Annotated in this window: 12 protein-coding genes; all 12 read right to left on the bottom strand. The window is 43.0% G+C overall.

Annotated features, from left to right (window positions below; all coding sequences use genetic code 11):
• Nucleotides 1-47 precede the first annotated feature (47 nt).
• A complete protein-coding gene (locus D8S85_RS08640; protein ID WP_106480353.1) occupies nucleotides 48-1,181 on the bottom strand; it encodes a FecR family protein in 1,134 nt (377 codons plus the stop codon).
• Nucleotides 1,182-1,268: 87 nt separating this feature from the next.
• A complete protein-coding gene (locus D8S85_RS21485; protein ID WP_172726493.1) occupies nucleotides 1,269-2,027 on the bottom strand; it encodes an O-antigen ligase family protein in 759 nt (252 codons plus the stop codon).
• A 557-nt stretch (nucleotides 2,028-2,584) separates the two neighbouring features.
• Nucleotides 2,585-3,400, bottom strand: a complete 816-nt coding sequence (locus tag D8S85_RS08630) for a DUF5672 family protein (protein ID WP_240648918.1) — start codon at nucleotides 3,398-3,400, stop codon at nucleotides 2,585-2,587.
• Nucleotides 3,378-4,361, bottom strand: a complete 984-nt coding sequence (locus tag D8S85_RS08625) for a glycosyltransferase family 9 protein (RefSeq protein WP_106480350.1) — start codon at nucleotides 4,359-4,361, stop codon at nucleotides 3,378-3,380. The genes D8S85_RS08630 and D8S85_RS08625 overlap by 23 nt, the downstream gene beginning before the upstream one ends.
• A 496-nt stretch (nucleotides 4,362-4,857) precedes the next feature.
• Nucleotides 4,858-6,285, bottom strand: a complete 1,428-nt coding sequence (locus tag D8S85_RS08620; RefSeq protein WP_228423168.1) for a capsule assembly Wzi family protein — start codon at nucleotides 6,283-6,285, stop codon at nucleotides 4,858-4,860.
• 21 nt (nucleotides 6,286-6,306) lie between these two features.
• Nucleotides 6,307-7,008, bottom strand: a complete 702-nt coding sequence (gene ispD / locus D8S85_RS08615; RefSeq protein ID WP_106480349.1) for a 2-C-methyl-D-erythritol 4-phosphate cytidylyltransferase — start codon at nucleotides 7,006-7,008, stop codon at nucleotides 6,307-6,309.
• A 17-nt stretch (nucleotides 7,009-7,025) separates the two neighbouring features.
• A complete protein-coding gene (locus D8S85_RS22090; RefSeq protein WP_262708604.1) occupies nucleotides 7,026-7,469 on the bottom strand; it encodes a glycoside hydrolase family 92 protein in 444 nt (147 codons plus the stop codon).
• Entirely contained in the window at nucleotides 7,469-9,235 is a 1,767-nt protein-coding gene (locus tag D8S85_RS08610) for a GH92 family glycosyl hydrolase (RefSeq protein ID WP_262708598.1), read from the bottom strand. Before D8S85_RS08610 ends, D8S85_RS22090 begins: the two co-directional genes overlap by 1 nt.
• Before the next feature lie 12 nt (nucleotides 9,236-9,247).
• Nucleotides 9,248-10,201 (bottom strand): ROK family protein, encoded by a 954-nt coding sequence (locus D8S85_RS08605; protein ID WP_106480347.1) that lies wholly within the window; start codon nucleotides 10,199-10,201, stop codon nucleotides 9,248-9,250.
• A gap of 277 nt (nucleotides 10,202-10,478) precedes the next feature.
• Nucleotides 10,479-11,186, bottom strand: a complete 708-nt coding sequence (locus D8S85_RS08600) for a tRNA1(Val) (adenine(37)-N6)-methyltransferase (protein ID WP_106480346.1) — start codon at nucleotides 11,184-11,186, stop codon at nucleotides 10,479-10,481.
• A gap of 66 nt (nucleotides 11,187-11,252) precedes the next feature.
• Nucleotides 11,253-11,663, bottom strand: a complete 411-nt coding sequence (locus D8S85_RS08595; RefSeq protein ID WP_106480345.1) for a DUF5606 family protein — start codon at nucleotides 11,661-11,663, stop codon at nucleotides 11,253-11,255.
• Nucleotides 11,664-11,770: 107 nt separating this feature from the next.
• Nucleotides 11,771-12,505 carry a TerB family tellurite resistance protein gene (locus D8S85_RS08590; RefSeq protein WP_106480344.1) on the bottom strand — a complete coding sequence of 245 codons (735 nt, stop codon included), beginning with the start codon at nucleotides 12,503-12,505 and terminating at the stop codon, nucleotides 11,771-11,773.
• Nucleotide 12,506: the final 1 nt, after the last annotated feature.

Genomic DNA, 12,506 nt, shown 5'->3' with positions numbered 1-12,506 from the left:
ATGCCTTTTCGGCATAGAGAGGCGAGTGTTGGTAGCACTCGCTTTCTTTATTCATACACTGTTACTACTTTTCCTTTAATTTTAAATTTGACATTACCGACCTCCGAAATCACTTCCAAAATCTTATCCACCTCCTCGTATTTATCCACACGTACAAAAAATTTCTCCTGCTTTGCTTCTGCATTTTCATAAAAAACAGTGAAGCCATACCATTCTGCCAATTTTTCCAATATCGTCTCCAACTCCACGTCTTTAAAAAAGAACATGTTGTCCTTCCAACAAATAATCTCTTCCACGTCCACGTCCGTCACCGTGATCACGTTCACCACATTCCCTACTTCCGCTTGCTGGTTCGGGTGTAACAAAACTTCTGCATCCGCTCTCTTCACTTGCACGCTTCCCTTGACCAACGTGGTAAACATCCGGTCTGCCGACAAACACTTCACGTTAAACTCCGTGCCCAATACCCGCACGTCTCCATTTTCCGTGTGTACGATAAACGGGTGTTCCTCGTCTTTTGCCACATTCAGATAGATCTCACCTCGATCTAAGAATACCTCACGCACCTCTCCGACAAAATCTACCGGAAACTTCAATCGAGTCTCTTCATTAAACCAAATTTTTGTTCCATCGGCCAACACCACATGATACTCACCTCCTTGGGGCGTGACCACCGTGTTGTATGCCACTTCTTCACCTTCCGCCGTTTTGTCTTTTTTCGAATAAATCAACTCGTTACCATTCGTTATCGCGTTAGACGTCACCTCCCGTTCTTCATTTGCACGATGAAGTTGCAACACAGAACCATCATCCAACACCAATGTCGGTTGTTTCCGTATCGGGATAGGTAATTTATCCTCTACCTGGCTTCGTGCCATTAGTTGCGATTGCGGGTTGCTTTCCTCGTGCAACAAAAGATAAATAGCAACACACAGCGGTAGAATCAACACCGCTGCATAACGCACCATTCGGATCCATCTATTCGGTTCGCGTCTCGCATGCTCTATCCGTTCATGAACATCTCGACTCGTGATCATGGCCTTTAACCGCTCGTAAGCCTTGTCGTCAATATGCCATTCGATACGCAAAACTCGTAATCTCTCGGCATCTTCTTCCGATAAGCAATTAAAGATATCTTTTACAATTAATTTATTTAATTCTTTCATCATCATTTTCGTCATATACCCTTGTTACACATGAAAAGCAAAAATGTATGAAGATAATCTAATGTTTAACGCTTGTTAACAAAATAGGATAGAAATATTCATCTAGCAATCACCTTTTTCCAATCGCCAGAAAACATCTCCATAAAAATAGAACATACCTAATAATAGTAAAATCATTAATCTTGAATTATTTAGCGCTAACAAAATGCATGTATTATTCATCACGAATATAATAACAAGTAAAGCACATATCAACCAAGAAACTTTCTGCGTTCTTAACATGCGATAGAGAGGAGCACAAAAAAGAAATACGATCATTGCCAAACCCAAAACCCCACCTTGAATCCAATAATGTATAAATGAATTGTGCACATTGGTAAATGCCCCCAATCCATCTTTCGAGGACTGAAGCCACTGGTTTACTCTATGTTTAGCGTATATTCCCAATCCCCAAACACCGAACTCGTCAACATGAATGAAACTTTCTCGTATAAAACCGATGCGAGGGGCTATCGTTCCTCCGGCGTATACACCTCGTTTTACATTTTCAACTTCTCTCTTGATCTCCTCCGTACGCTCTTTATATTTTTCCTTCAAACCATCAAACACGAAGATTCCAAATATAGGAACCAATAACACGATCCCGATAAGTATTGCCGAACGCACACGGAACGAGCTATGTTTTAAGAGGTAGAAGTTTATAATCCCAAAACCTAAAATGAAAGCTAGAATACCGGCTTTGGTTACTGTAAACGACAAAAAAATCGTAAGCAATAAAAACATTATTCCTGAAAGAATTTTTACCCCTTTATTCCTGTAAATAAAAATCAAGAAGTAAGCGATTAACGCGGTCAAAGCCATATGAAGTGTTTGGGGCTCCAAGTATAAATTACCCCCTAAAAAATCCAGTTTATTTTCACCCAAACGATTTGCATACAGGAAATTAATAGCGGATGAAGTGTCTGTAAATAAACTAATCCCGACAAGATCAAAAATGACATATATATTTAATAGCAAACATCCGGTACAAAATAAGAAAAGAAAACGTGCAAGCAATCGGGGAGTCAAGTATTCTTTTAAAGAAACAACGTATATCGGAATCAAAATAAAATTGAGCAACAAATCTTCAAATATCCCGTAATATGGCTTATCTGTGAATGTACAACCCCACGTCATGAACAAAGATTGCACTAAAATATAAATAAAATAAATGCCAAACACGAGAATATATTTCTTCCCTACGCGCAACTCTTTTACGAAAGAATTCCACTGAGTAACCGCATGAAAAAGAACCATGAAAAGGAGAAAATAATTAAATGTTTTCCCGTATAAAGGAGCTAAACTACCTAGTAAAAATCCATTTACTAAAAAACATATTTCCTGTATTCTTTTCATGCTCATTTTAGTAAAAAACAATTTCAATTTTCTGGTTTTATCGAAATATATTTGTTCCAAAATTTTAACTCCTTATACCAACGGTGGCAACCAAAAGGAAGATGCCCCTTGGAAAGTTTGAAACCTATCTCCGGGAATAGATCAAAGGAAAAACCGAGAGCTTCAGACCAAGAAGGAATAATAAAGTTATCGTCTTTAATCGCTTCTATTCCCCAAAATACATCTTCATTATACCGGCTGCTTTCCCGAACGTGTTGAAGATAATACCGGATCAATTTTTGTTTGGCAACCGTCATCCTGTAACATGAATCGGTCTTCCGCAATGAAAATCCTCCATTACCTACTTTATAGAAACATTGCTGACGGTGCTTTATCTTCAAAATAGAATAAATGCCTCCCCTGATTTTCAAAAATGCTTTCATCCACGGTTGCTGATATTTTCGCTTGTTTAACCAAGGAGCTCCTATGTAGTCGTAATTCAAGCTACACCAATAGGCCAGCTCATCACGAAAAACAAATGCATCCAATTGATATATCAAAATATATTTAGAATCCTCAAAGCGTCCATAAAATTCAGGAGATAACATCAACCGATTGTAGCCAACGAGATCTGTAAAATAATCGTCATCGAAATCTTGAACGTCAAATTGATTATCATATTTGTCAAGTATAGCTTTCACATCAAGATTCGTGGGTTTAATAATAATTTTCGTGTAATTTTTTAAAACATCTACAACCTGATTCAACGAGACTGTTTCATAAACATTCAAATCAGTTTTATAAATGGGAATAACAATTTTCACTAAATGTTGAGAATTACATTCCTTGTTGGGCATCATTTCTATTTTTCGTTCTATTTACTAACATATCCACATTTTTGCAAATAATTTCCGGAGTAATATTCTTTATATAATCCGCTTCATTGATCAGGTTATTTTCAATCTTTAAAAACACGCTTGCTTGCGTCCTTGGGAGAATGGTGGAGGTAGGACTCGTAGATAATCCAAGAAGTGCGATGAATGCTGTTTTTACCGCCGCTGCAATATGCATGGCTGCCGAATCGATCGTGATCAATACATCCATATTCGCGATACTTGTCACCAATTCCCCCACGGATGTTTTTCCCGACAAGTCTAAAACGTTGTCGATCCCGGCTTTTTGTACATAAGAGGACTGTGTAACGGCATCATTGGCGTCTCCAATGAAGACTAAATTATAATTCCGCAACATCCTCAATAGTGCAACAGCCTGCTCCTCCGGATAACGACGAAACTTTTTATTCGTTCCGCCTAAATACAATCCTATGATGGGATTATTATTCGCGAAATGAAAATTACGTTCTTGTTTATAATACAATTTCAAGGGTGGTAAATAAGTGAACTTATTCCCCAACCATTCATTAACGAGCATGGCATATCGATTAATATAGTGCACGTTACGATTCAAAGGACGTTTGAAATTCAACAAAAAACCTCTACATTCATTTTTATAGCCAACAAGTCGTTTCACAAATGCAAGCCTCAATAACAAGGCCGTCATAAACGTATTCGTAAATAAAATTCCCCAATCATACCTGCCCCTCGATATGGCAAAAATATTTTTGAAATAATTCTTTTTCTTCTTGTTAGAAACAATTATGTTAGAAATTCTAGGATCATATTTGAACAATTCTTTCAAGAAAGAAGGACCCAATAAGGTAATCTGTGCTTGAGGAAAGGTTTGCCAGATTAATTCAATTGCAGGAATTGTATTTATTGAATCCCCGATAAAATTAGGCATACAGATAATAATCCTCTTCATTTTGATTTATAATGAATGTTCATTTATTAATCTACAAAGATAATATCATTTTTGCCTAACACAATTTTTTTCCTATATCTTTTTTAGGTGTTGTTAATTGATTGAATGTTAGCTGTTTGTGATTATCGTACGGGAATGTATTTAATTTTGTTATTACCTTAAAAATGCTTCTAGACCTTATATTTGCACATTCATAGATGTAGTCGTTTTCGATAAGAGATCAATGTGAATTAATGTAACATATAGCTATTAAAATGCCATCATGTTGGTATCATCTTGCGAGCCGCTCCCATTCCGCTCCCATTCTCCTCCCATTCCGCTCCTATTATAAATGCAAAATATTAGACTAAAATGGTAAATGTTAACATTGTGATTCATTTATGATATCAACTTGATGACAAGGTAATAGCTCTATCGGGTAGGAATTCCAATAGAATACTCGTTTTGCAGGGACAAACCACTGTTTACCCTGTCAATTATTGGTGTCGGAGTTGTGTTATTTAAGGAGTTTGCCCTTGCGACTAAGTTTAATCGTGAACCCGAAATTGTCTTTAAACAAGTCACCTAGATCGCCGTAGATACCCGTTTCCACGGCAAACGGTAAGTTCTTGAATGGCAAGGTGATTTCCAAGGCCCCGGAGAGTTGATTTTTTTTCATGGGATTCCCGTAAGTACCGTAATTCCTGGAGTAGGAGAGCATGAGTTTATAGGGGGTGGTTTGCCATGCCCTGCCTTTCATCCCGACGTGGTGGGCTACAACGCGGTTGTTGATAATGCGGGTGATGTTGCCGGAAAGGCCGGGCGTCATGAAAGGGCTGCCGATGACTCTTTCGTATAACGTCCACCCGCTTCGATACTCGCCATTGTTGAAGTAGTTATCACATCCACCCAGTACTTTCCGGCCATAAAAATGACTCTTCGGGTCTTGTTTCTCCATTTCTTTTGGCGTGGCGGGCCGATCATGCCGGGAGCCGGATTGATATTTCGTGTAATAGAATTCGTAGATAATGTCCGTGATCCATTGATCCTTTTTCTTGGAACCGTAATAAAAACAGTAGGTCCCATCCGGAAAGGAACGGAAATCGGTGCCCGAACCATCTTCAAAAGGGATGTCGTGGTAGAAAGAGAGGGTGTAGTTGTCTGCCAAATAGTTAATGGCCAAATGTTCTCTTCCCAAATGATTGCCCAAAGCGTTGATCGAGTCGCTGACGCTCGCTCCGATGCCTCCTTCTTTGGCACAAATGATGCGGAGGTAATCATGGAATGAGGAGGGTTGTTTACCCTTGTCGGGAGAGGTCCCTGCCCATTGGGCCCAATGTTCAAGGCCGACGATGATTTCCCAGCGTTGGTGGGGTTTTATTTTTAAAAACACGGATTTGTTATGCAGACGGGTGTCTTTCACGTAGCGATCGTCAATCATCATGTAGTCGGCCCAGTTGAATTTGATGGATAAAATGCCTTGGGTGCAGGGAATTTTCATGTATTCGCTATTCAGGTTGTAGCCCGGGAAGGTTCGGGCATTTCCGGAACGGATGAAATTGCCGTTTGTGGAGGATATGCCCTGGTATTCTTCTGCGGGATGGATCATGCCGAGGTCTAGGCGAAGGTTACGCCAGCGAGCACGTGCATATAGTTGATCTAAAATCAGGTGGTTGTCCGGGCGGGATAAGAATCCGGCAACTGATACACCGTAAGCAAATTGAATTTTATGACGGTTCGTGAAGTCGGAGAAAAGACCGACTTCCAGTAGGGCCCCATGGCCATTGGGTATCAATCCATGTTTGTTGTTTATAGCCCAAAAGGGTAACGTGTTTTGGCTTGCCACGAATCCGGTAAGTGAGGTTTTGTAATCGACACTTCGTTTTTGTCCCTGTGTGTAAAAGAATAGTAAGAAGAGGAAGAGGAATAATGATATTTTTTTCATGTTGCTGTTTTACGCGGGGCATTATTTTAATTCGGACAAAAGTAACCTTTCTATGATAGAAAGATCTTCTTTATAGGTTAATTTAATATTAAATGGCAAACCTTGGGTTATTTTAATGGGAGTCTCCGGTAGGTATCGTTTAACCACCCCGCAGTCATCCGTGCTGAAGAACTCGGGGTCTGATAAAGCTTTGTTGTAGGCTTCCGTTAGGATGTCGGAATGAAATCCTTGAGGGGTCTGGACTTGGAAGAGCGTGGAGCGGTCCGGGATGTTGTCCACGAATTGGCGAGAGGTGTCGCTTTGCAATATCGTGTCGGTTGAAGGGATGGCCGCGGTACAGGCGGCGTGGCTTTCGAGGGCTTCAATGACATGATCGATGATTCGCGACGTGACCAGCAGGCGGACAGCGTCGTGGATGATTAAATGGCAAGGCTCGTCTTTGTACACGTTTAAGGCGGCGAGGGTGGAGTGATAACGTTCTTTGCCGCCCGGGACGATGTGCTTTACTTTTTGAAATCCTTCGAGGCGAACGATTTCTTCCGTTTCCTTGATGTAATCTTTATGTACGACAAGGATGATTTCATCAATGCGTTCATGTTTTTCGAATGTATGAAGCGTGTGTGCCAATACGGTTTTCCCGGCAATTACGATGAATTGTTTGGGTAGCTCGCTTCCTAACCGTCGTCCGGAACCTCCGGCTAGAATGACTCCGATGTTTTTCATTTCCTTGTTTCTATTTTTTATTTTTGGGGGATTTCGGGGGTCAACACGAATTCCAATTTCCCGCCATTCATGATTTCGTCATGGGTGATCCAAGTGCGGTCGAGTTTGTCGCCATTTAGTAAAACTTCCTTCACGTAGATGTAGCGGTCGTTTTCCCGGTTTGCTTGGATGACAAATTTGCGGTCTTGTCCCAGTTTGATCGTTACTTTCTTGAACAGTGGGGTGCCCAGTTGGTATTTCCCGTCGCTCGGGTTCACGGGATAGAAGCCCATGGCTGAGAAGATGTACCATGCCGACATTTGTCCGCAATCTTCATTGCCGCAAATGCCGTCGGGACGATCCGTGTAGAGTTCCCGTCTGATTTTATCCACGTAATATTGTGTCTTGTAGGGGGTGTCCGTGTAATTGAACAGGTAAGCCACGTGGTGGGAGGGTTCATTCCCTTGGGCGTATTGTCCGATCAGTCCGCTGATGTCGGGGGAGACGTTGTCCCCTCGATGATGGAGTGAAGGGTGAACAGGCTGTCCAGTTTGTTGGCGAAGGCGGTTTTTCCCCCGTGTAATGCGATAAGTCCCTCCACGTCGTGTGGCACAAGCCACGAGTATTGCCACGCGTTTCCTTCGGTGTAGTCATCATCCCGGTGAGCCGAGGCGAACGGGGAGAAGGGTGTTTTCCAGTTCCCGTTGGAAAGTTTTGCCCGCATGAATCCGGTGGTGGCGTCGAATACGTTTTTGTAGTTTTTGGAAGCTTTTATGAAGAACAGGTAATCGTCTTCTTTGTTCAAGGCTTTGGCCATTTGAGCCATGCACCAGTCGTCGTAAGCGTATTCGAGGGTTTTGGCAACCGATTCTTTTTCCAGGTCGCAGGGTATGTAATTGTAGGTTCTGAAGAGGCCCAACCCATCTCCTCGCGATAGTGAGGTTTCTTTCATGGCTTCATAGGCTTTTTCGACATCGAAGTCCCGAATGCCTTTCAGGTATGCTTCCGTGATGACGGGTATGGCGTGATTCCCGATCATGCAATACGTTTCATTCCCCATGAGTTCCCATCTCGGGAGTAAACCGTACGCTTCGTAATGACGGATAAATGATTTGATCATGTCATTTACCCTGTCTTTCTGGGTGATCGTGAACAGGGGATGAGTGGCACGGAAGGTGTCCCACAATGAGAATACGGTGTATTGGTTTGCTTTGCCCACGCTGTGAATTTCTCCGTCCGGTCCTTTGTAATTCCCGTGCACGTCAGAGAAGAGGTAGGGAGCCAGGTAGGCATGGTATAGTGCCGTGTAAAAAACTCTCGTTTCTTCTTTGTTGGCACCTTCCACTTTGATGCGGGATAGGATACGTTTCCATTGTTGTTTTGCTTCTCGTTTTACTTTGTCGAAGCTCCAATGAGAAAGTTCTTTATCTAGGTTGGCGGCAGCCCCCTCGCAGTTCGCGGATGAGAGGCTTACTTTCACGAGGACCTTGTTGGTGGTTGTTCCGAGATCAATGAAGGCGTACCCTTGGTTGGAGACGAGTTTCTGTCCGTTTTTTAATAATTTCAGCGTGTCGCTTCCTGCCCAGATGTCTACATCTTGGGAGAATTCCATGAAGAAGTAGACGTGCTGATCCTTTGCCCACCCGGTTGATTTCCGGTATCCTTGTATGGTCCGGTTGTTGATTTTCTTGATCGAGGTCATCACGGTCCGGTCCCAATTGCGCGCGGTTGTCAAGTCAAGAGTCAACCCGTGCACGGAGTTTTCCGGGTATTGGTAGGCGTGCATCCCGCAACGCGGGGTTGCCGTTAGCTCGGTTTTGATTCCGTTGTCGAAGGTTACGCTGTAATATCCCGGCTCTGCCGTTTCGTTGGCATGGGAGAATTTGGCATATCCTTTCTCGATGAAGTCGATCGCGTGTTCATCCGGTCGCGGACGGGTTGTAACGGGTAGCAAGCGGATGTCTTGCAAGTCCCCGATTCCCGTTCCGCTTAGATGCGAATGGGAAAACGAGGATATGATGCTGTCGCTGTAATGGTAACCGGAACACCATTCCCAAGCACTTCTTGGATTATCCGGGCTGAGTTGAATTCCACCAAACGGGACGGTAGCCCCGGGAAAGCAATGTCCCTGACCGGCAGTGCCGATGAAGGGGTCAACAAAGTCCGTTACTCGAGTTTCTTTTTCCCTCTGGCAAGATGCCAAAAGGCCGGTGAAACAAAACAGAAGTAGAAGGAGTCGTGTTCTCATGGTTATCAATGTCTAGTTGTTTAATTCGGTCCATACAAGCGCGGATGCTCCATAAATGGCTGCATTCGTGGGAAGTGATGAACGAAGTATTTTAATTTTTTGTTTGAATATGTACAGCATGTTGGCTTCCATTTGTTCCTGCGTGGTTTTGAAAAGCCATTCTCCGGCATTCGCTACCCCTCCTTGAAGGAATATGGCTTCCGGGCTGGTGATGGCTACCAGGTTGGCCAGTGCTTTTCCCAACTGCTCGCCCGTGATCCGGAAGGCTTCCAAGGCGATCGGGTCGCCTTTTTGTGCCGCGTCGTATACTTTTTTGGCCGAGATTTCCGTGTAAGGAATATCTCTTAGTGTGCTGGGTGTATTTTCGAGGGCGAGTAATTCGCAGGCGGTACGTTTTATTCCGGTGGCGGAGGCGTAGGTTTCCAAGCATCCCCGGCGTCCGCAATTACAGTATCTATCCCCGCCACAAACCAGCGTGTGACCGACTTCGCCAGCCAGACCGTCATGCCCGTACACGAGTTTGCCGTTTACCACGATACCACTTCCCAGACCTGTTCCCAGCGTGATCACGACGAAGTCTTTCATGCCTTTTGCCCCGCCGTATACCATTTCTCCGATAGCGGCTGCTTTCGCGTCATTCGTGATAAAAGCCGGGACGTTAAATTGTCTATTCAGGAGTTCTACCATCGGGATGGTTCCTTTCCAAGATAAGTTTGCCGCGTTTTCGATGGTTCCGTTGAAGTAGTTTCCGTTGGGAGCGCCCACCCCGATGCCGACAAGTTGCACGTCTAATTGGGTTAGTTCTTTTTTCACGGTTTTGTACAAGTCTTGGACAAAAGCTTGTGGTGTGTTGTATGCCGTTGTGGGTAAAGATCCGTTTGCCAGACAGTTACCGCTTTTATCAATGAGGCCGAATGCAATATTGGTTCCTCCAATATCAATACCTAGTGAGACAGTTGTTTGCATAATAATATATAAATTTGACAACAAAAAATAATTGCAACCTAATTCGTGGTTAAAAGTAATAAAAAAAAATAAGAGACCGATGGGGCGATCTCTTATTTAATTACTAACTACTAACCTAAACATACAAACTTATGAAAAAAAACTGTGTCTTCTATCTGTTTTCTACATTACAAAGATAGGGGGTATTCCTATATTCGATAGTTAATAGATCGTTAATCTTTTCTGTAAGGAGATTTAAATCCTGGTGAAGATGTGAAATAGGATAAACCTTCGGGGATCAGAGTTTCAAGTAAAAGTCCTTGGTCAGGTTGGCATAGCTTTCGTGAAGTACATGTCTCTCTATTTCAAGTGTTATCGAATTTTCTACGAGGTGTTTTTTTATTTTCGAGAGTTCGATGAGCTGACGTTTGGGGGCTTTGTCGGGGGTGGGGTAGACGGTTGTCAATTTGTTAAGAAACCATTTTTTGTTTTGAGCGAGTTCTAGGAATTGTTTGGCTTCGTTAACAGGTAGTATGACACAGAGTTTGCCTTCCGGTAGTAGTAGATGGTCGCTGACTTGGAGAATGTCCTCGTGCGATAGTGTTTCGCAATGTCGGGCCAAGGTGCGATTGTGTGCCGGATTTTTGGTCGAATTAATAAAGAAAGGCGGGTTACAAACGATGGTGTCGTATTTGTATGCGGGTGCAAATGTTTGTACTTTGCCTTGAAAAATGTGGATGCGTTCCCGCCAGGGGGTATTGTTCGCGTTCTCTTGCGCCTGTTCAAAAGCCGCCGGGTCAATTTCAATCGCGTCAATGATTAATTCGGGGTTGCGTTGTGCTGCCATGATGGCTATCAGTCCGGTGCCCGTACCGATATCAAGCAAACGCCGTGCCTGGGTTACGTCAGCCCAAGCTCCTAGAAGAACACCGTCCGTGCCGACTTTCATGGCACATTTTTCTTGTCGAATGGTGAATTGCTTGAATTGGAAGTAGTCGTTTGCCATGGGTGGGTGATGGGTTTGTAAAGTTTGAACGTTTATAAGGTTTATAAACGTTCAAACTTTATAAACTTACTCTTCTTTTTTTTCTTCTTCCGGTTCGTCGAAGTTCAGAAGGTTTTTGTCTAATAGTAAGTTGTACCATTGGATCATTTTCCGCATGTCTGAAACGTATACGCGGTCTGCATCATATTCCGGGATGACAGATTTGATGTAATCCGTGATCACATCGGCTGATTCTTTGTGGTTGATAGCCGGTTTACCCTCTTCTTTTTCATACATACGTTTGAACACGGTTTTCAGAGGCATGTCTTCATCTTCCGTGTAAATTGAAATATCTTCGAGGGCGATAATTTTAGCGTTAGAATATGCAGGAAAGCGTTTCCCGTCAAGTAATGATTCTACAATCAAGGCATTGGCGGTGTTATTGATCAACTTGTATAAGCCGGGTTTTCCTGATATGGATAAAATTTCTTTCAACATATTGCTTTCTTTTTGTGTTTTGTTATTGGTGGGCAAAAGTACGAATCAATGTTTAAAAGTAAAAGTAATGAAATACTTATTTTTTTATATCATTCTCTCTTGTCCGACTAATTGATGCCCCGTTGTTTTTTGATTTTTTCGTAAGCCTCGTTGATGGCCATGAATTTTTTCTCTGCAGCTTTGCGAATATCTTCACCCATGTATCCTACTTTGTCCGGATGGTTTTCGATGGCCATTTTCCGGTAAGCTTTTTTTACTTCCTCGTCGGTAGCGGAGGAGTGAATGCCCAGGATGCTGTAAGCGGAGTCCAAATCGTCGTAGTACATGGCTTTGACTGACTGGTAGGTGGTTGAATCGATTCCCAATAAGTTGGCTATTTTGTCCAGCAGGGATATCTCGTGTTGGCATACCATTCCGTCTGCCTTGGCCAGTCCGAACAGAAAGTATAGTAGTTGAGTGCGAGAATAGACGTTCATGTTCACGCGGATCTGGATACAAACTTGGTCGATCTCGATGTCTTTGTTCAATAGATCTTTGATGATGGCCAAGGCTTCACGCTCTCCTTCTAGTCCGAAGTTGTCCCGGAAGAATTTTTTCACGTAATCCAATTCGTTTCGGGTTACTTTTCCATCGGCTTTCATCAAGGCGGTCGCGAGAACGACAAGGCTTAACAGAAAATCACCTCTTCCCGTGGGACGGGTTCCCGGATCATTCCCCGGGGCGGATGTTACCATTGTTGCCGTGTCGAACGTGGAGCCGATGAAATAACCGAATAGGGCTCCTATGGGACCTCCCATGACAAATCCTAAACCGGCTCCTATCCATTTTCCGTATTTTGCCATA

The sequence above is a fragment of the Butyricimonas faecalis genome, from assembly GCF_003991565.1.
GTDB classification, from domain to species: Bacteria; Bacteroidota; Bacteroidia; order Bacteroidales; family Marinifilaceae; genus Butyricimonas; species Butyricimonas faecalis.
The sequence above is the reverse complement of the archived record's forward strand: the minus strand, read 5'-3'. Positions and strand labels throughout refer to the sequence as shown.